This is a genomic window from Sphingomonas sp. Leaf4 (genome assembly GCF_920939515.1).
Lineage (GTDB): Bacteria > Pseudomonadota > Alphaproteobacteria > Sphingomonadales > Sphingomonadaceae > Sphingomonas.
In genome coordinates this window covers 75,111-94,878 of sequence record NZ_CAKLBB010000010.1, presented here as the reverse complement: position 1 = coordinate 94,878, position 19,768 = coordinate 75,111, and the positions used below count along the sequence as shown (strand labels likewise).

Sequence of the window (19,768 nt, the reverse complement as noted above, 5' to 3'; positions counted from 1 at the left end):
TCGTTGGCATCGTGCCCGCCACAGTCGCCCATGCCGCCCCGGCGGCGGGTGATCGCTATGGGCTGTTCTATTTCTTCGCGCAGAGTTGCGCCGCCTGCGAGGCGTTCGACCCGATCCTGCGCATGGTGTCCGAGCGATACCGCATGCCCGTCATGGCGGTGTCGATGGACGGCGGTCCGAACCGCATGTTCCCGGGCTATGTCGTCGACAGCGGCCAGCGCGCGCGCATGGGTGTCGCCGGGCGCGCGACGCCGGTCCTGGTCCTGTTCGACACGCTGACCCGCCGCATCCTGCCCGTCGGCTCAGGCCTAATGTCCGCCGACGAAGTGATGCAGCGCATCTCGCTCCTCACCACCCCTCATACCGGGAGCGATCGCCGATGACGCCTGCCCCCTCACCCATCCGTCGCCTTTCCCTCCGCGCCTCCTGCCGGCGTCTTGCCGCCGGCGTCGCCTGTGTCGCAGTCGCCAATCTGATTCCGATCGGGGTGGCTCAGGCCGATGTCGCCGACAAGATGAACGACTTCTTCCGCGATGCCGGCACCGCCGCCAACGTCACCGGCCCCTCGGCCTATCAGGGTCAGTCGGCCGGCTATTATACCGGCGGTAACCTGTGGTCGCGCTTCCCCCAGAAGAACGTCCAGCCCTTCAATCTGCAGATGCCGTCGGTGCGCGCCGGATGCGGCGGGATCGACGTGTTCACCGGCAGCTTCAGCTTCATCAATGCCTCCGAAATGGTCGCGATGTTGAAGGCCACCGCCAACAACGCGGTGGGGTTCGCCTTCAAGCTCGCGATCGACAGCGTCTCGCCGCAGATCAGCAAGGTGATGGGCGAGTTTTCGCAGGCCACCCAGCAGATGAACCAGATGAACATCTCGTCGTGCGAAGCGGCACAGGGGCTGGTTGGCGGCATTTGGCCCAAGATGGACGGCGCCCGCTCGACGATCTGCGCGGCGGTCGGGCAAAGCTCGGGACGGTTCGCCGACTGGGCGCGTGGTCGACAGGGATGCGGACCTGAAGGCGAGCGCGAGGCGACGCTTGCCGCCAATACTGACGCTAAGACCAAGGATCTGACGCCGGGGACGCCGCGCAATTATACCTGGGAGGCGTTGCGTCGTTCGGCCGCATTCGGGTCGACCCGTGGCGGTGGCAGCGGCTACAACTTTGACGCCGGTTTCTCGGAATATATCATGACGGTCGTTGGCACCGTCATCACCAACATCAACGGGGCCGATGGCAGCGGCATCCGCTACATCGGGCCGGCGGAGGAGGCGGTGGTGACCGCGCTCCTCGATGGCACCGCCGATGCCACTCCGGTCGAGGTGCTGAAGTGCGACACCGAGGAGCTGTGCCTCAATCCGACGAAAACCGCGCTCACCATCCCGGCGACGGTAGCGCTGCGCCAGCGGGTGCGGACGATGATCGTGTCGATGAACGACAAGATCCGCACCGACGGCGTTCTCGACAATGCCGAGAAGCAGCTCCTCAACATGACGTCGCTGCCGCTCTACAAAATGCTGACGGTCCAGGCGATGGCCCATTCGACCTTCACGTCGGACGAACTCGACACGCTGGCCGAGATCGTGTCGGTCAACCTGCTGAGCGCGATCATCGACAACATGCTCGACCGGGTGGGCCAGGCGAGCGTCCATATCCCTGATGCCGACCAGACCACCGCGGAGACCTGGCGGCGGCAGCTGGGCGAGGCGCGCGAGAAATACTCGCGGCGCGACTACCGGATCAAGGACACGGTGATGATGACCACCGCACTCATCAACCGCTCGGTCATGCTCGAATCCACGTTGCAGAACACCATGTCGCCCGGGCTGTCCGCCTCGCTGAACTTCAGCCGCGGCCTGTCGGTCACGGGCCTCAACTAAGGAAGTCGCGATGGTCGAGGTCTTCACGATCGGCGGCGGCGAGTATGTCGTCAACGTCTTCAACGCGGTCGCGGCGTGGACCGGCGGGGGCGGCTATCGCTCGCTGATCCGCGTCGCGATGGTGATCGGCTTCATCTACGCTATCATCAGTGTCGCCTTCACCATGAACGTGAAAGCATGGTTCAGCTGGTATCTCGGTGCCACCGCTATCTACCTCTGCCTCATGGTGCCGACGATCGATGTGAAGGTCACCGACCGGATCAATCCGTCGCTGGCACCCGCGACCGTCGCCAACGTACCGTTGGGCCTGGGCGTCATCGCCAGCTTCACCAGCCAGGCTGGCGACTGGCTAACCCGGACCGCCGAGACGGTTTTCGTGATGCCCAACCAGCTTCAGTATTCGACCAACGGCATGATCTACGGATCGCGCCTGCTCGAAGCGACGCGCACCATCCAGATCCGCGATGCCGAGTACGCAACGAATCTGCAGGCCTATTTCAAGAACTGCCTGTTTCCTGAGATACTGCTGCGTCGCAAGTCGATGACGGTCATCGTGCATTCGGTGGAACTGTGGGAGCATATGGGGCCGGGGTCGGAATCGCTCTCCCAGCCATGGATCTACCGTAACGGTGATCTCCTGAACGCCAGTATCCTCACCTGCCGACAGGCCTACAACCAGCTCACCTGGTCGTGGTATTCGATCGGTGAGGGCCATCTCTTTACCATGGCGAAGGACCTGTATCCGCGGATGCGGCGGGAGGCAGCAGTCGCCAAGCTGCGCCAGGATCTGCCGATCGTCACGCGCGCCTTCACCGGTTACGGTGGCCATCTCCCGATCATCATGCGTCAGTCGAATGCGCTCAACGCCTTCATGATTGCGCGCGACGGGATGGCCAGCGGGAGTTCCTCCGCCGATACCTTCGCGACCACGCGATCCGACATCCAGGCGCGCAATACGTACAATTCGATCGCGGCACAGGCGATGACGTGGGTGCCGATCCTGAACATCGTGCTCACCGTCGTTTTCTACGCGATGTTCCCGGTCATCTTCCCGCTGTTCCTGCTGCCGCAGACCGGGATATCGGCGCTGAAAGGTTACGTCACCGGCTTCTTCTACCTCGCCGCATGGGGTCCACTCTATGTGATCCTTCACATGATCTGCATGTCGCGTGCGGTCTCGTCGACCAACTCCATCGCCGAGAATGGCATTTCGCTCATCAGCTACGCCGGTGTCGGCGCGGTGAATGCGGAAACCGCGACGATCGCGGGATTCATGCTGATGAGCGTGCCCTTCATCGCCGGCGGCCTTGCCAAAGGAGCGATGGGTGTCGCGGGTCACGCGACCTCGATGCTGGCACCGGCGCAGAACGCGGCCGAGCAGGCTGCAACCGAGCAGACGACCGGCAACTACAGCTACGGCAACGTCAGCTTCGCCAACTCGACCGACAACATGCGCCAGACCAGCCAGTGGTCGCTCGCACCGACCATGACCAGCGGCCATGGTTCCTACGGCTATCGCACCGACAGCGGCACGATGTTCACCGCGCACGACAACGGGCGGATGGTGATCGATTCCAACCCTGCGACCGCCAAGCTGCCCTTCTCCGTCACCCGGTCGAGCGGTGAGATCGCAGCCGCTTCAGAAAACGCCACCAACGCCGCGCGGATTGCGAAGTCGAACACCCATGGGTCGTCCGAAGACGTGGGCTTTACCATCGGCACCGGCACCAGCATCACCTCGGCGCTGGCCAACGCCAGCGGGTACGACTCCCGCAGCACCGTCACATCCGGTTCAGATGTTCAGACCTATGGCACTGACGATCGCACCGCCGGGACTGGTATGTCGACCGGCCGGGACGCATCGGATCGGATGACGAATGCCGAACGTGGAAGCCAGCAGTTCAACTTGACGCGATCGCTTGGCGGCGATCTTTCTGCCAAATGGAATTTGGGCGGTAATTCCGGCGGGAAGTCTGAATCCGGTAGTTTCTTGTCCAGCATGCTTCCTGAAACCAGCGTTAGCCTCTCTGCTGCAGCACGAGGCAATTGGCTTAATGAATATGGCCGAACCCAAGGCCATGAGCTTGGCAGAGGTTTGGTCAATTCCGAAGACGTACGAAACGGTATCAGTCTTGGTAGCGGCAAACGCTACAATACCAATGACGGCACCAGCCTTTCCAGCGGGCAGTTCGCATCGAGCGTACTTACCAATACCACCTCAAACACGACGTCACAGCAACTCGATCGTAACTGGCGGGTGACATCGGCCCGACAAGAATTGCAGGAAATATCGGACGGACTGAACCGCGAGATTTCCTATTCGCAATCCAACGGCATGCAGATGAGCGAGAACCTCAGCACGCAATTGCAGGAATGGTACATGTCGGAGCGAGCGCGCAACCCAGGTATGGGGATGCCCGAACTGCACGATCAATATACCTCGCCCGAACAGGACATGGCGCGCAACGCGGCGATCGGGCGGTTCATGTCCCAGCGCAACGACGCGGTTCGCGGCCGGATCAGCGAACTGGAGCAGGTGATCGAAACCAAAGGCCTCGCCGACGTCGCGCCACGCGGTGTCGCATCACGAGAATCGGTTATCGGCCGGTACCATGGTGGCGGGGTTGGGGGACCGCAGCCGGTAGCCGTAGCTGCACCTGATCGAACTGCCGCCACGCAAGGAATTGTGGGTATCGCCGGGGTTATACGCGGCGCTCGCGCAAATCAGAAACAAACGGTTCGTGCTGCTACTTCCAGACAACTTGAAGCGCCTAAAGACGTCGATGTTATCAAGACACTCTCCCCGTTTTAGCCTTTTAGACCTGACATTAGAATCCAAACCATGCCGCTGATTACGATAAAAAGCATGGTGAAATATCGCCTTTTACTTACAACTCTACCACTGTTCATTCTATTAAAATCAAGTGATTCTATCCCACCATTTTCTACTGGATTGAAAGAATATGGTCGCGATCCGGGAGAGATATAATGGGGGCTGCCCGGGTCGCGGGCATCGAACGACGTTGGTTTATCAGAACTCAGGCGCGTTGAACCGGCGTCAATCGATGAACTGTTATTGTAGTCCCACGAATTAGATGAATTCTGATAACTATTCGATGGGTCGTTTGGATTGTACATGACAAAACTCCATCTTGTAACAGTATCAGGCGGACTCGAATGAGGCAAACAAAAGGATTGGCAGCATGATTTTCTTGTCACGCTATCAACGGCTTCGATGTCTTGATCGGCCGGAGCGAACGGCAGGGCAAGTCCCTATAAGGGATCTTCTTTTACTTGCTTTTTCATGGGCGCTGGTGATGGCCGTTGGGCTTATGCCGCTGGCAGATGCGGCTTTCGGAAGTAAGCCATCAATCGTAACGCCGACTGCTGTCAGCTTCGCGATTGCGATCGGTAGTACTATCGTGTTGCGACGGCGATACTCGTGGGTTGGCTTGATCCTGCATATCTACGGCCAGATCGCGATCTGGCTTTCGATCTTCGCCATGTCATCGACCTTGGCACTGCTCATTGCAGGGCGCACATGATCCCTGTCTGTCTCATCGTCGGTGATAGCATTGGTATCGGCGCGGCCACCCCGCTTGCCGCCGAGGGCGCGCGATGTGCGATCCATGCCAGGGTCGGTGCATCTTCCAGCGAAACTGTTCGAACCTTTCCTGGGCACGCACCGGTCGACCATGCGATCATTTCGCTTGGATCGAACGACGCCGACAACCCAAACCTCGCGTCCAATTTGATGGCAGTGCGTCGGAGGATTGAGGTGGTCCCGCCTTCCTGGACAGTTTGGCGGCTGAGCTAAGCTATACCCGGTTGGTTTACGCCGCCATTCTGGTGAACGTCATATCCGGGGCATGCCCCGGATATGACGTTGCGTCGCCCCGCCCATACACCTCGTCCGGCGTTTGGCCAGCGAAGCGGGAATGAGGCCGCTGCCCGTTGTAATAGCTGATCCACCGGCCGAGCCCGTTGCGCAGTTCGGAGCCGGTTTCGAATGCGTTCAGGTAGACGCATTCGTACTTCAGCGACCGCCAAAGCCGTTCGATGAACACATTGTCCATCCAGCGGCCGCGTCCGTCCATGCTGATCCGCACCCCGGCATCGCGCAGGACGTCGGTGAAGTCGGTGCTGGTGAACTGGCTGCCCTGATCCGTGTTGAAGATCCCGGGCCTGCCGAAGCGCGCCAGCGCTTCCCTCAAAGCCTCGACGCAAAACGCCGCGTCCATCGTATTCGACAACCGCCAGGCGAGCACCTTGCGCGACGCCCAGTCCATAACGGCGACGAGGTAGAGAAAGCCCCGCCGCATCGGTAGGTAGGTGATGTCCGCACACCAGACCTGGTTCGGCCGCGTAATCTCCAGATCGCGCAGCAGGTACGGATATATCCGGTGCTCGGGGTGCGGATCGCTCGTCCGCGGGCGCTGATAGATCGGTGCAAGCCCCATCGTCGTCATCAGCCGCCGCACCCGACGACGCCCGACTGCATGGCCAAGGCGCCTGAGGTGCCGCGCCATCTGCCGGCTGCCATACCAGGGGTGGTCGAGGAACGTGGCGTCGATCACCGCCATCAGCGCCAGCGTCCCGGCCGTCGCGGGCACCGGCGCATAATAGAAGGACGACCGGCTGATCGACATCAACCGGCACTGCGCCGCGATCGACAGGTCGGCATGCTCCCGCTCGATCATCTGCCGCCGTCGCGCGACACTCATCGCGCGAACCCCTTCGATAAAAAATCCCGCTCCACCACCAGTTGCCCGATCTTGGCGTGCAGCTTCTCGATCTCGTTGTCGCCCGCGGCCTTCGCTGCTTCGGTCGCGCCCGAAAAGGTCGCCGCCATCCCCTCAATCGCCTGCCGCTTCCATGTCGCGATCATCGTCGGGTGAATGCCGTGCTTCGTCGCCAGCTCCGCCAACGTCAAATCCCCACGGATCGCCTCCAGCGCCACCCTGGCCTTGAAATCACCCGTATACCGCTTCCGCGTCGTCTTCATTGCCCTACATCCCTTACGCCCGGGATAGCTTAGCCTCCTGTCCAGAAAACCGGGACCACCTCAGTAGAGACCGCCAGTCAGGTTAAGGCTGCCTGCGAATTCAGAATGGATGCTTATTCCTCGCAGCGCACTGAATGGAAAGATCATGTGATACGGCCGGAGCGGATTGTTCGCGTATGCAGCATTAGCCGCTGATTCGAACACACTGAAACTGGGTCCCGAACAGTTATCCGGTCTCCGCAAGTCCCTTTGCGGCTACTCATCATCTTCGTATCGGCGGGTCAGAACATTGCGATCCCGATCGAAACAATATGTGGGCACTCCACCAACGGAACCTTGCTTCAACATCAAAGATATGCAGAGCTCTTGGCCAACATAGATCGCTTGAGCATACCGGAAGCTCATTGCCTGCGGTGGCTTCTCGTTCACCCGCTGCGCCCAAAGACTAATAGCTTGATCAACATACCTCTGATCGCTTTTATAATAATGTGGTTCCCCGCTGTCTCGGGGATAAAACCACAATATAGTATTAAAGAGTACCGATATTAGAAGTCCCACAGAAAGGACCTTTATCTTATAAGATGCGCTCACTGGTCACCTCGCGTGCAAGTCAGGCGACCAGTCCGGTCCAGAGCTGCCACCGGAATACGTAAACTTTCTGCGGATCCACGATCACCGCGGCCGACTGAGGCTCCATTTCTGTTGTTGGGGTGAGTATGTACAAACAGACTTGGCGTATAAGTTCCTTGGAGCGCCGATCCAATGGGACCGGGACGGTTTCTAGCAATGACATTCCCGTTGATTTCACGCTGATTATAAGAGGTGAAAATTGGGCCTGCGGCATAGCCGTCTAAGAAAATTCTCTCGGATGCGAAGAAGCCGTATTCAGCCACTCCGGACGAATGTGGCTGCAGAGATCGAGACATGGCGTCCAACGCAGCGCTATGTATGCCCGGATCATAAGCTGCCGCTATTCCCTTGCAGCTTTTGTCAACCGTTACCTTTTGCGGCATCTCCGGAGCCGTATTACCACCGCCGCCACTGCCAGGCGGCCCCTGATAATACTCAGTCGAGCCATCTGGTATAGGAAATTCGCTACATCTTACTGATGGCGCTCCCCGAGTAGATTCATTTTTCCACTGCTCATCGTCAAGAACACTAACAGTTGGCTTGCATATCTTTATGGATCCCAACCCGCTAGGATCCCGTCCGTTCACGGGATCGCCACCGACGTAGTTGTACCAATTGAGGCCGTCAGCGTAGCCGATGGGGTCGGTCTGCATAAAGCGTCCGAGGGTCGGCGAGTACATGCGGGCCTTGTAGTAGTACATGCCCAGTTCCGGGATCCAGGCCTGACCGGTGTACTGAAAGCGACCGATGTTGCTCTGCCCCGGAATGCCGTACTCGTCGTAGGTGTTGATACCGATCAGGTTCCAGCCAAGCTGGGTCGTCGCCACGATCGACCCTTGGTGGTCGGCGAGCAACTGGCGCGGACTGGTGCTGGTGCCCTCATAGGCAAGTACGGGCGTATCGACGCTGTCGGCATGGACGTAGCGCCATAGCAGGCTGCCGCTCGCATTGTACTCGGCAACCAGCGCATCGCCGTCGTAGAGGAAGCGGGTAATGTTGCCGCCGTTGGTCGACGTCTCGAACAGCCGCCCGAGCGGGTCGTAGACGAGGCCGACGCCTTGTGAGTTGCCGATCAGCCGGTTCTCGGGGTCATAGCGGTAGCCGGTGGTGCCGCTGGCGACGAGGTTGCCGTTGGCATCGTACTGCATGGTAGCAGGGCCGGCGGCGGTGTACTGGTTCAGCCCGTTGGTCGTGTAGCTGCGGTCGACGTTGAACGCGCCGGTCCAGCCATAGGCATCGTTGTTGCGGAGCTGGGTCTTGATCTGCGATGCCGGGTTATACTCCAGCGTCGTGTTGTCGCCCAGGATCGAGCCGTTCTGGTTACGCTGGATATTGTACCCGCTCACCCGACCGAACTGGTCATAGCCCGCGCCGATGCCGTTGGCATATTGCCCGAGCCACTGGCGCTCGCCGGTGTTGTAGTACGCAAGGTTGGTGATGCCGCCGCCGCCACCGTCCTTGATGTCCCTCAGCCGGCTGAGCGGATCATAGTCGTAGCCGAACGCGGTACCGTCAGGATGGGTGATCCGCGTACGGTTGCCGGTGATGTCGTACTGGTAGCTCAGCGTGCGCGGCGTGCCGCCCATCGTCGTCGTCGTGCTCGTCATCCGACCCAGCGCGTCATATGCAGCGCTCACCGCTTCGGTAGTGCCCGAGAAAGTCGCAGAGGTCAGGCGACCGGCAAGGTCATAGACATAGTCGACATCGCGCGTGGCAGACGCAGGCGGACAATTTACTGTTTGTCCCGTAGCGCAGCCATCAGGCACCGTCTTCTTCGTGACGCGGCTCAGGGCATCGTAGGTGAAGCCAAGCGACTGTCCATTGCGCAGGCGGCGCGACGTAACGTTTCCTGCCGCGTCATAGGTCAGTTCCTCGTAATCGCTTCCCGAGCTGGCCTTCGCGCCGCGTGTGCCCACCGGATAGCTGGTCCGCTTCAGTCGACCGTAATTATCGAAGGCGTAGCTCGTCTGGTTGCCCTCGCCATCACGGACCCAGTCCTGCCGACCGTTCGCATCATAGTGTACGACCTGGGTCAGCGCTCCGGTCTGACCGTGACCGCTCGTCACCGAAACCGTCCGGTTGGCAACACTGTACTCCGTCAGAGTGATCCGGTCCGGCCCATCGCTACCCACGGTCTTGGCGGTGCAGGCGTCTGAATACCCATCGTTCAGCTTGCCGGCATTCATCCGCTGGGCGACGCACTTGACCCGCCCGGCAGTGTCATAGCTCGTCTCGGTCAGGCTTACGGTTGCACCGCCACCACTCACCCGCGACTGAACCAGACGGCCGTCGCTGTCGTATACATTCTCCTGGCCCGACGATGGCTGGAACGTCGACCAATCGCTGTCCGCCTGCCCGTCGACCACGCCGCGCTCGGTCCGCCGCAGGCGGCCGGCGGTATCATAGAGATAACGCATCGCCATCGGTTTAGCCGTATTACCCGTACCGGTGCCGTCCGGATCGGGTGCTACCTGCCCTTTCACCCGGCGCAGCGCCAGATCGTACAGCGTGCGCACGCTGTCGCCGGTACCGGCAAGCGGGCCATCAATTGTGTCGACATCACCGACTGGCGTGTAGGTGTAGCTGGTGGTCGCCGACAGCGCGTTGTCGCCCGCCGCCACCGTCACCGATGCCAGCGCGGCGTTGTTCGACTGGACCGTGCCATAACTCATCGTCACCCGGCGCTCGTTCGCCGAACCGGAACAATCCGTTGCCGTCAGGCAGGTCTTGATGCTGGTAAGCCGGGTCACCCCGTTGGTCGTCGTGTAGCTGAATGTCGTCTTCTGACGATCACCAGTACCGCCAGGAGCAGGCTGCAGAATGCTTGTTACCAGCCCCGTCGTGCCTTCATAATAGTAATTGGTTTTATAAGCCAAGTCTTCGGCGTCAGCGTTCCCCCGCGCATCCTTGGTCCAGTTAGGCAGGTTGCAGGTCTTGGCAGTCGTTGTGGTGCAGCTCGTATCATAGCCAGCACGCGAGACGAGGGTCGGTTCTGAGGACCCAGGCTTGGGCACAAGGCTGGTGGTTTTGGCATTGCCGCGATCATCACGGTCATACTCGATCTTGCTGCCATCGGGCATGATTACCGAAGCTAACTGGAACGATGCGTTGTATTCGTACTGGGTCGTCACGTTCAACAGGTTAGTGTACTTGCGCAACTGCAAACTGGTCGCGTCGTAGCGCCAGGTTTCGGCACCGGCAGGCATGGACGCGGCGTTTTGCGTCGAGGCTTTGAGGGAAGCGCTGGCGCGCTTCGGCAGGCCCGGGATCTTCAACACGGATCAGGGCAGCCAGTTCACCAGCACCGACTTCACCGACGTCCTGCGCGATGCCGGGGTGCGGATCAGCATGGACGGACGCGGCCGCTGGATGGACAATGTGTTCATCGAACGGCTTTGGCGGTCGCTGAAGTACGAATGCGTCTACCTGAACGCATTCGAAACCGGCTCCGAACTGCGCAACGGGCTCGGCCGGTGGATCAGCTATTACAACGGGCAGCGGCCTCATTCCCGCTTCGCTGGCCAAACGCCGGACGAGGTGTATGGGCGGGGCGACGCAACGTCATATCCGGGGCATGCCCCGGATATGACGTTCACCAGAATGGCGGCGTAAACCAACCGGGTATAGCTTAGCTCAGCCGCCAAACTGTCCAGGAAGGCGGGACCACCTCACTGAGCCGCAGCCCAGTCGGCCAGCGTCGCGTACGTAGATGCGTTCGAGTTCGTCATTCATCGTTCCACGCAGTTCATGGTGGCGTAACCTCCTCGTAGCGGCCAGCCTTGCGCAACTGCCGCACGATTCCGTTGAAAGCCGCGGTGACGCCCTGTGCCCGCCCGATCTCGTTCTCCTGCGCCGCTGCATCCCAGTAAAGTTCGAGCGGCCAGCGCTCCGGGCAATGCGGCAGCAGGCAGCGCAGCGCGAGACGGACCTCGGCGACGTCGACGCGGTCCTCCGAGCAACGTGAAACAGCGCCGCGCAGGATGTGCAGCGACAGCGCGATTAAGATGCGCTGGTGGCGTGGTAGACTCGCCACGGCTCAATGGAAGTCGTGCGACTTGAACCGCACCGCCTGTTCGGGGTCCATGCCATCGGCATGCGGCGGCCAGTAGCAGTCGCGCGGCTCCGGCCTCCAACCCTTGTCGCCTCGATCCGGCGAACCGGGATGCTGACCGGCGTCTCCCCTGCCGGTGCGATGCGGAAAGGACATATCACCGACCTGGGTGAGTAGATCGCCCTGATCGATGATCCGGTCGCAGATGACGTGGATGACCTCGCCTTCCTTCTGGACGCGACCTTTCAGGCTGACCATCGACGCGGACATCACGGTACGACGCTGCGCCTCGAAACAGTCGGGCCACAGAATGCCGTTGGCGATGCCGGTCTCATCTTCGATCGTGATGAAGAGCACGCCCTTCGCCGAGCCGGGCTTCTGGCGGACAAGGATGATGCCGGCGACCTCGACGTGGCGACCGTCGCGGATGCCAGCGAGATCCGCGCAGGGGGTCACACCACGGCGGGTGAGTTCGTCGCGCACGAACGTCAGCGGATGCGCGCGCAGCGATAGCTGGAGGTTGCGATAGTCCTCGATCACCTCGCGCCCGTCGGTGAGCGATCGGAGCGCAACGACGGGTTCGATTCCCTCAGCGCTGAACGTCTCGGCCGCGCGATCAGCGGCGGCGAACAGCGGCAGCGGTACTTCCCCCAGTCCCCGCACTTTCCAGAGACCCTGCCGGCGATCGATTGCGAAGGCATGGAAGGCGTCGCCATCCGCCAGCTTCTCAATCGCCGCGCGCGGGACGCCTGATCGACGCCAGACGTCCTCGACGCTCTCGAACACGGTGCGTTCGCGTGCGCCTACAATTCTCGCGCCGTCAGCGTTGGACAGCCCGCGGATCTGGCGAAGTCCCAGACGCACCGCCAGGTAGCGACCGCCGTTCGGCTCCAGCGTGCAGTCCCAGCGGCTCGTGTTGACGCACGGCGGCCGAACCTCGACACCATGCTCGCGCGCGTCGCGCACGATCTGCGCCGGCCCATAGAAACCCATCGGCTGCGCGTTCATGAGCGCCGCGCAGAACACGTCGGGATGGTGGTGCTTCATCCAGCTGCTCGCGTAGGAGATTTTCGCGAAGCTGGCGGCATGGCTCTCGGGAAAACCATAGGAGCCGAAGCCCTCGAGTTGCCGGAAGGTGCGTTCGGCGAACTCGCGCGGGTAGCCGCGCGCGACCATTCCTTCGACCAGCTTCTCCGAGAAATGGCTGACCCCGCCGGTGAACTTGAAGGTCGCCATCGCGCGGCGGAGCTGATCCGCCTCGGCAGGCGTGAACCCGGCGCCGACAATCGCGACCTTCATTGCCTGTTCCTGGAACAGCGGCACGCCGAGCGTCTTCTCCAGTACCGCACGCAACTCGGGGCGGGGGTACTCGGGCTTTTCCAGTCCTTCGCGGCGGCGTAGGTAGGGATGGACCATGTCGCCCTGGATCGGTCCCGGCCGCACAATCGCGACCTGAATCACGAGGTCGTAGAAGCGTCGCGGCTTCATGCGCGGCAGCATGCTCATCTGCGCGCGGCTCTCGATCTGGAAGGTGCCGAGCGTGTCGGCCTTCTGGATCATCGCATAGACGCCGGGGTCGTCGTCCTGCAGGTCGGCCAGTCCGATGCGGATTCCCTTGTCTGCCTCGAGCATATTGAAGGCGCGGTTCATACAGCCCAGCATCCCGAGGCCCAGCACATCCACCTTCATGAACTTCAGGGCATCGATGTCGTCCTTGTCCCATTCGATGATCTGGCGGTCCTCCATGACGGCCGGCTCGATCGGCACCAGGTCATCGAGCCGGTCATGGGTGAGGACGAACCCGCCGGGATGCTGACTCATATGGCGCGGTACCCCGATCAGCTTGCGAGCGAGATTGAGGGTCAGTCGCAGCCGGCGATCGCCAAGGTCCAGGTTCAACTCACTGACCTGCTTCTCACCGACGCCTTCCGCCGACCACCCCCAGACCAGACCGGCAAGCGAGGACGTCAGGTCCTCCGGCAGCCCCAACGCCTTGCCGACGTCACGGACGGCACCCCGAGCACGGTAGCGGGTGACGACGGCGGTCAGCGCGGAATGGTTGCGACCATAGGTCTCGTAGATCCACTGGATGATCTCCTCGCGGCGTTCATGCTCGAAATCGACGTCGATATCCGGCGGCTCGCGGCGCTCGCCGGACACGAAGCGCTCGAACAGCAGCTCGTGCTTGATCGGATCGATCGAGGTGACGCCGAGCACGAAGCAGACGCACGAGTTAGCGGCCGAACCGCGGCCCTGGCATAGTATTCCCCGCCGACGCGCCTCGCGGACGATCGCATACACGGTCAGGAAATAGGGTGCGTAGCCAAGCTCGCCGATCAACCGCATCTCGTGCTCGATCTGGTCGGTGTATGCCGCTGGCACTGCACCGTCGAACATCTGTTCGGCGGCATCCGTCGTCAGTTGCTGGAGCGCTTCCTGCGCGGTGAGCCCGTCGATTAATCGCTCGTGCGGATATTGATACGCCAGCTCACCGAGATCGAAGGTGCAGAGCCGGGCGATATCGACGCTGGCCTGCAGCGCATCTGGATAGTCGCGGAAGCGACGCACCATCTCGTCGGGCGATTTCAGTGCGCGATCGGCGTTGACCTCGCGCGCGTAGCCGAGCTCGTCGACGGTGCATTTCTCGCGTACCGCCGTCACGACGTCCTGTAGCAGTCGTGCCTCTGGCGCGTGGTAGAGGACGTCGCCAGTCACGACGGCACGCACGCCTGCCCCGCCCGCCTGGCGCGCCAGTGCATCGATGCGGACCGCGTCGCCCGGCCGGCGACGCTGGACCAGCGCTATATATCCTCGCTGCCCATAGACATCCTTCAGGTCACGAAGCGCAGCCAAGTTCTCCTCGTCCGCCTCGTGCGGCAGCAGGATTGCGATGATGTCATCGGACCATGGCCGAAGGTCATGCCAGTGGAGCAGGCAGCCGCCCTTCCCTGCCCGCTTCTTGCCGATCGTCAGCAACCTCGTGATGCGCGACCAGGCCGGACGGTCGGTCGGGTAGAGCAGCAGCCGTCGGCCACAGGACAGGTCGACACGCGTGCCGGCGATCGAGCGCACGCCGGTCGCCTTCTGCGCCTCCCATGCACGCACCACCCCGCCGACGGTGCCGATGTCGCTCACACCGATCGCCGGATAGCCGAGCAGCGCCGCGGCCGAGAACATCTCCTCGGGTGATGACGCCCCGCGCAGCAGCGAGAAGTGGGTGAGCACCTGCAATTCGACATAGTGCGTCATCCGAAGACCCCGTGGATCCACCATGACAGGTCGCCGGTCTCATCCTCGAAGCCATCACCCCGGCGGAAGACCCAGAACCGACCACCCTCCTCGTCTTCGACGCGGTAATAGTCCCGGATCGCCCATACTTCCGCGTCGCGCCGCCACCATTCGCCATGGATACGTTCGGGACCGTCGCCCGCGACGATCCGATACGTCCTGCCCCGCCATTCGAACCGACGCGGCGGACGGTCGGGCATCAGCGCGATCACGTTGGAGAGCGGCTCGGGCCGCACGAACATCCGGATTGGGCGCTTCCACGCCGGCCACTTGCCAGGCAGCCCGATCGGATCGGAGCGGATGACCGCTCGCTCCGGCACATGGCTTTCCACCGGTGCAATCCGGTAGACCCATTGCGGCCCGATCCTGCCAGCGATGACGTCGACCAGACGTGATGGGTCGCGGACCTGCGTCTCGCCGGCAAGCACCGCGCCGAGATCGACCGCGTCGAGCGGCTCGGTATGCGGTGCGATCAACCAGAATCGTTCGAGACCCATGCCAGGGTCGATCCGCTCGATCCGCAGCTTCAGCAGCCGCAGCAAATGCGGCACCTCGCGCGTCGGCCGCGAGGTACCGACCGCCACGATCTGTTCGGTCCCGTCGACGCGCAGCCCGGTCAGCCGCAACGAGCGGGCGCCCAGACCCCGCGCTTGAAGCACGCCGGCAAGATCATGCAGCAGGTCGCGCATGACCTGCTCGATCGCCTCGGCCGTACCGATCGGCTCGAGGAGCCGACGTTCGGCGATCGGCACCTCGGCGTCCTCGCGCGGCGTGATCGGCTCTGCAACCGCGCCCAACGCCTGGTCAAGCCGCGTGATCGCCGGCAGCCCCAGCCTGCGCGCCAGTGGTCCCCGCGCCACCGGCAGGAGATCCGCGATCGTCTCGAAACCAAAGCGCCGCGCCGCGCTGATTGCGGTTGGCGTGAGGCGAAGCGCAACGATCGGTAGCGGCGCAATGGCACTGGCGGTCGCGCCGGGCTCCACCCGGATCAGATCCGTCCTGCCGTAACGCGCAAGCGCATAGGCCGCGCCAGCGGTGTCGGCGACCGCGACCCGTGCGGTGAAACCGGCACGTCGACAGAAGGCAAGCAGGCGCCGACAGAAGCGCTCCTCACCGCCATGGAGATGGTCGCAGCCGGCAAGATCGATCCAGAGGCCATCGGGTGGGGTGACCGCAGCGATCGGCGACCAGCGCCGGACGGCCAGCAACGCAAGACGATCGAGCAGCGCGGCATCGCCCCCCGGTTCGGCCGGGCGGAAGTCGAGATCGGACACCAGCGCGCGGGCATGGCTTGCCGCCATGCCGGGATGGATGCCGAGCGCCCGAGCGCCATCGCAAACGGCCACAACCTCTTCGCGCCGACCGACCTTGTCGATCAGCGCCATTGGTGCGTGCTGGAATGCCGGAGCGGGCGCGCTCGGCCGACGCACAGGCACTGCCGCCTTGTACGGATGGCTGGCGGCTTCCAAACGCCGGCCGAGCTCGCGCATGGGTGGCTGCGCGTGTATCGGCAGCGCCGCGATCTGAGCCTCGACGTCGGTGCGAGATGGCATGCCTTCTCGCGCCCAGCGTGCTCCTGGTCGCCATCCGCCGCCCCGTGGCGCCGAACATGCACCGGGTTCGTCGTCGATCGGGAGCTGGAGGACCGGGCGGTCAGGCTGCCGCGAAGCGGACCGGTCCAACCGTCTCAGCCGCTCCACGGCCAAGTTCGGCAGGACCAGCGAGACGACCCGTCTCATCGCTGCCCTCCATTATCAGGGAAAACCCCTCCCCCCCACGTTGGCGAGCGCATTCCACCGACCATCGCGCCCGCCCTACACCCGCGACATGGAGCCGTTCGGAAGGGGCGACGCCGATCCGCCAGCGTGTCCACGCGGCCGAGGGCTCGCCGAATACATCCGGATTTGCTCGTCGGCCACGACGCAGCAGCAGGACGGGTATGTCTGCCTCGGCAGCGGCAAGCTGCAGGCGACGGGTCGCCACCATCGTGACCTTGCTTGCCTCAGCGACGATTGCAGCCGGCGTACCATCACGCACCGCATCCTCGATCACGGCCAACAGCGCTGCGTCGTCACGCGGCTGCGCGTAGATCACGTTGGCGGACAACAGCCCGACTTGTTCAAGCGCCGGCGCATAGAGATCGGTGCGACAGGATACCCAGAGCACCTGTCCACCGGTCGCAGCAGCCTCCCGACCGGCGATGCTGGCAAGGAACAGCGTCGTCGCCGCGTCGTCGACCATCGACGCGCTGCGCGCAGTTGCCTCGTGGAGCGCACCTGCGCGCAGCCCTCCTGCCCCAAGGCGGCTGTCGATGGCTTCGACCCCGAACGGCATGACCCGGTAATCTGCCGCAGGCGCAGCGATCGTGCGCAGATGCGCTATGCTCGGCGTGCAGGATTGGAGGGCAACAGACATAAGGGGCAGACTCTGATTGTTCCCTTTATGTTCCGTTAAATACCCCCATCGGTCAAGCCGCTTTCGAGGTTCGGCATATTGGTGGGTTCTTCGTCAGCCTTGATCTGCGTTCGTAATTGTAACGACCGTCCCTTCGACCGATATCAGGCCTCGTCCGCGTTGTTTGGCCTCGCGCAGCTGATCCTGCACGGCTTCGATGACGGCGTGAGCCGCTCGGCTTCGTACGGCAACTACACCGGCTGACAAGCTGATACCGCCCAAGGGCGCATCGCTTTCACGCACCTTCATCTCTCGCGCCCCGATCGCTTCGCACGCGCTGGAGATCAATTCGGCCGCAGCGCGCAGGTCGGGTGTCTCGATCAGCACTGCGAACGTACCGCCATCCCATCGTCCGACAAGCTGCGCGGAACAATGGTCTGTGAGCGAACGAGCGACGACCTTCAGCAAACGATCACCAACCGCGACAGAATGACTCCCGTTGATCCGTCGGAGTCCATCGATATCGATCAGCGCGAAGCAGGCCTGACTTCGTGAATGGTCCGCGAGCCGCTCTTCCAGTCCCGCTCGATTTATCAGACCGGTGAGAGGATCGTGTTGCCCGATCGCTTGAAGTGCAGCCAGTTCGCTTCTGATCGAACGCGCCCGGTGCGCAGCCTGAGCAAAACTGGCTTCCGCCTCTTCCGCACGACACAGCAGGGTCGCGAGCAGCGGCCCGACGGCGTTGCCTGATGCATCGAGCAGGGTCGCCGATGCCGTGACCAGTTCGCGATTCAGATCGGTCGTGATCGCCATTGCGTCGCCTACGACGTCGAGCACGCGCAGCGTGATATGGTCGATTTCGGGCAGCAACGCGCGCGGCAAAACCGACGGACGTAGCCGTTCGACTTGATCGGCCGTCAGCCGAACGCCGCCATCGATCTCGCCGTCGATCCTGGCGCGAAACTCCGCGTCATCGCCGTTCAGATAATCGTGCGCGAAAGCGAAGTGGTCGGGTGTGTGTGGCAGGCGGTGATGATCGAGGAATGCCAGTACCTCGTAACCGTCGCTGCAGGATTTCTTGCGGTTTGGGATCGTCTATCTCCGTCGTGGCCGGTCAGGCGACTTCGAAACGACGCCGGTCTAACGCCTATAGATCTATGTTACGATCCTGCATGGCATCGGAGGCAAGATCGCCGATCGCCCCCTGCCCTTCTACCGTCTGGAAAACCTTGGTCACGTCGCGGTCGCTGAGCCTTTCGAGCATGAATCGGACGGCTGCAACGCCGGTTGCATCCAGAACGGTCGTTGTCTCGTCCTTCGCCATCGGTATTGTCCCGCCGGTTTCCAACGAAGGATCAATAGCATGAACATCACCGAGCTGGCCAAGGGCGTTGCAGCCGCGACCGAAACGAGTGAGGCTGCTGCAAAGAAGGCGATTGCCGCCGTATTCGATCAGATCGCGGAGGCGGTCGCTAAGGGCGAAGAGATTTCGTTGCCCGGGTTCGGCAAGTTCAGCGTCAAGGATCGGCCGGAGCGTGCAGGCCGGAATCCGGCGACTGGCGAGGCGATAACGATCGCTGCGTCGAAGAAGGTTTCGTTCACGCCGGCAAAAGGGCTGAAGGACAGGCTCTGACGCAATGCGCCGGTGATCGTCGCCGGCGTCGACAGGAGGCGCGAATGTGCAATCGGTATAGATTGATGTCCAATGAGGCCGAACTGGCGGCTGCGTTTGGCATTCGCACTTCTGTTGGGATGGTCGAACCATTGCCGGTGGGAGACATATTCCCCACCGGCAAGAAGACGCCGGCCTACGGGGCGGTGATCGTCCAATGCGATGCCGATCGGCGGGTCGAGCGTATGGAATGGGGGGTGCCGACGCACGTCCCAAGCAAGCGTGACCCGGAGGTCAAGCTAACCAAATATGTGACGAACGTACGCAACCTCAGCTCGAACTTCTGGCGCTCCATGCTGACCACGCCATCGCAGCGTTGCCTCGTTCCCTTCACGTCCTTCTCGGAATACGCGCAAACCCCAGACGCTGCTGACGGCAAAAAGCCGCTTCATTGGTTTGACATCCCCAGTCAGCCCATCTCGGCGTTCGCCGGCATCTGGCGGCGGACCGAACGTGGCAACGCTTATGGCTTTCTGACCACCGAGCCGAATGCGGTCGTCGGGCCGATCCACCCCAAAGCGATGCCCGTCATTCTTCATCCGGAAGATTATGATCGCTGGTTGCTATCACCGTGGGATCAACTGAAAGAGATCGTATCGCCTTTCCCTTCGCAGCTAATGCGCGCCAACGTTTGATGTGTCATTGGCTGGGATATCTTGAAATAACACCTCAAAAAGGAACGCCTTTTGCACCGTCCTAATCTGGCGTAGCGAGGCATCATGCGATGCTTACCATGTTAGAGCTCAGGAGCGCCTGATCTGCAAAGTCCCACCCGACACGTCCGATCGCGTCGATCAGGTTGTGGCGCTCGACCGGATACGGGATTCATATTGTAAGACTTATATACTC

At 62.1% G+C, this 19,768-nt stretch carries 13 protein-coding genes and 2 pseudogenes; 7 read left to right on the top strand and 8 right to left on the bottom strand.

Going from position 1 to position 19,768, the window contains the following annotated elements:
- Window positions 1–47 precede the first annotated feature (47 nt).
- The 4 genes and pseudogenes from traF to LRA89_RS15715 form a co-directional block, all read left to right on the top strand.
- A pseudogene (traF, locus tag LRA89_RS15730) lies at window positions 48–383 on the top strand (conjugal transfer protein TraF); the annotation flags it as partial.
- On the top strand, window positions 380–1,879 hold the full coding sequence (locus LRA89_RS15725; protein ID WP_443024988.1) for a conjugal transfer protein TraH: 1,500 nt from the start codon (window positions 380–382) through the stop codon (window positions 1,877–1,879). The pseudogene traF and the gene LRA89_RS15725, both read left to right, overlap by 4 nt.
- Window positions 1,880–1,889: 10 nt before the next feature.
- A complete protein-coding gene (locus LRA89_RS15720; protein ID WP_230771692.1) occupies window positions 1,890–4,691 on the top strand; it encodes a conjugal transfer protein TraG N-terminal domain-containing protein in 2,802 nt (933 codons plus the stop codon).
- 391 nt (window positions 4,692–5,082) lie between these two features.
- Window positions 5,083–5,424 carry a hypothetical protein gene (locus LRA89_RS15715; RefSeq protein WP_230771690.1) on the top strand — a complete coding sequence of 114 codons (342 nt, stop codon included), beginning with the start codon at window positions 5,083–5,085 and terminating at the stop codon, window positions 5,422–5,424.
- 288 nt (window positions 5,425–5,712) lie between these two features.
- On the opposite strand, the gene LRA89_RS15710 is transcribed toward LRA89_RS15715, so the two are convergent.
- Both LRA89_RS15710 and LRA89_RS20640 read right to left on the bottom strand, forming a co-directional pair.
- A protein-coding gene (locus tag LRA89_RS15710) for an IS3 family transposase (protein WP_230771688.1) occupies window positions 5,713–6,884 on the bottom strand; the annotation gives its coding sequence in 2 pieces (ribosomal slippage) (window positions 5,713–6,629 and window positions 6,629–6,884; 1,173 coding nt in all).
- A gap of 587 nt (window positions 6,885–7,471) precedes the next feature.
- Entirely contained in the window at window positions 7,472–8,662 is a 1,191-nt protein-coding gene (locus LRA89_RS20640; protein WP_443024991.1) for an RHS repeat-associated core domain-containing protein, read from the bottom strand.
- A gap of 2,056 nt (window positions 8,663–10,718) precedes the next feature.
- Here LRA89_RS20640 and LRA89_RS15700 point away from each other — a divergent pair.
- Window positions 10,719–11,126 (top strand): annotated as a pseudogene (locus tag LRA89_RS15700) (transposase); the annotation flags it as partial.
- Between the two features lie 133 nt (window positions 11,127–11,259).
- On the opposite strand, the gene LRA89_RS15695 reads toward LRA89_RS15700, so the two are convergent.
- The 6 genes from LRA89_RS15695 to LRA89_RS15670 all read right to left on the bottom strand — a co-directional run bounded on the left by LRA89_RS15695 (window position 11,260) and on the right by LRA89_RS15670 (window position 18,571).
- Window positions 11,260–11,547: a hypothetical protein gene (locus LRA89_RS15695; protein ID WP_230771686.1), complete on the bottom strand. Its 288-nt coding sequence runs from the start codon at window positions 11,545–11,547 to the stop codon at window positions 11,260–11,262.
- 3 nt (window positions 11,548–11,550) lie between these two features.
- A complete protein-coding gene (locus LRA89_RS15690) occupies window positions 11,551–14,814 on the bottom strand; it encodes an error-prone DNA polymerase (RefSeq protein ID WP_230771683.1) in 3,264 nt (1,087 codons plus the stop codon).
- Entirely contained in the window at window positions 14,811–16,406 is a 1,596-nt protein-coding gene (locus tag LRA89_RS15685) for a Y-family DNA polymerase (RefSeq protein WP_268934933.1), read from the bottom strand. The genes LRA89_RS15690 and LRA89_RS15685 overlap by 4 nt, the downstream gene beginning before the upstream one ends.
- A gap of 100 nt (window positions 16,407–16,506) precedes the next feature.
- A complete protein-coding gene (locus tag LRA89_RS15680; RefSeq protein ID WP_230771681.1) occupies window positions 16,507–17,268 on the bottom strand; it encodes an ImuA family protein in 762 nt (253 codons plus the stop codon).
- A 93-nt stretch (window positions 17,269–17,361) separates the two neighbouring features.
- Window positions 17,362–18,117: a GGDEF domain-containing protein gene (locus LRA89_RS15675; RefSeq protein ID WP_230771679.1), complete on the bottom strand. Its 756-nt coding sequence runs from the start codon at window positions 18,115–18,117 to the stop codon at window positions 17,362–17,364.
- Window positions 18,118–18,394: 277 nt separating this feature from the next.
- Window positions 18,395–18,571: a hypothetical protein gene (locus LRA89_RS15670; RefSeq protein WP_230771677.1), complete on the bottom strand. Its 177-nt coding sequence runs from the start codon at window positions 18,569–18,571 to the stop codon at window positions 18,395–18,397.
- A 39-nt stretch (window positions 18,572–18,610) separates the two neighbouring features.
- Here LRA89_RS15670 and LRA89_RS15665 point away from each other — a divergent pair, with 39 nt between their 5' ends.
- Window positions 18,611–18,880, top strand: a complete 270-nt coding sequence (locus tag LRA89_RS15665) for an HU family DNA-binding protein (RefSeq protein WP_230771674.1) — start codon at window positions 18,611–18,613, stop codon at window positions 18,878–18,880.
- A gap of 44 nt (window positions 18,881–18,924) precedes the next feature.
- On the top strand, window positions 18,925–19,554 hold the full coding sequence (locus LRA89_RS15660) for an SOS response-associated peptidase (RefSeq protein ID WP_268934932.1): 630 nt from the start codon (window positions 18,925–18,927) through the stop codon (window positions 19,552–19,554).
- The last annotated feature ends 214 nt before the right edge of the window (window positions 19,555–19,768 follow it).

Bases quoted from the DNA above. Each gene is read 5' to 3' on its own strand.
- LRA89_RS15725 (WP_443024988.1), top strand. From the start codon at position 380: ATGACGCCTGCCCCCTCACCCATCCGTCGCCTTTCCCTCCGCGCCTCC.
- LRA89_RS15720 (WP_230771692.1), top strand. From the start codon at position 1,890: ATGGTCGAGGTCTTCACGATCGGCGGCGGCGAGTATGTCGTCAACGTC.
- LRA89_RS15715 (WP_230771690.1), top strand. From the start codon at position 5,083: ATGATTTTCTTGTCACGCTATCAACGGCTTCGATGTCTTGATCGGCCG.
- LRA89_RS20640 (WP_443024991.1), bottom strand. From the start codon at position 8,662: ATGCAGTACGATGCCAACGGCAACCTCGTCGCCAGCGGCACCACCGGC.
- LRA89_RS15690 (WP_230771683.1), bottom strand. From the start codon at position 14,814: ATGACGCACTATGTCGAATTGCAGGTGCTCACCCACTTCTCGCTGCTG.
- LRA89_RS15685 (WP_268934933.1), bottom strand. From the start codon at position 16,406: ATGCCATCTCGCACCGACGTCGAGGCTCAGATCGCGGCGCTGCCGATA.
- LRA89_RS15680 (WP_230771681.1), bottom strand. From the start codon at position 17,268: ATGTCTGTTGCCCTCCAATCCTGCACGCCGAGCATAGCGCATCTGCGC.
- LRA89_RS15670 (WP_230771677.1), bottom strand. From the start codon at position 18,571: ATGGCGAAGGACGAGACAACGACCGTTCTGGATGCAACCGGCGTTGCA.
- LRA89_RS15665 (WP_230771674.1), top strand. From the start codon at position 18,611: ATGAACATCACCGAGCTGGCCAAGGGCGTTGCAGCCGCGACCGAAACG.
- LRA89_RS15660 (WP_268934932.1), top strand. From the start codon at position 18,925: ATGTGCAATCGGTATAGATTGATGTCCAATGAGGCCGAACTGGCGGCT.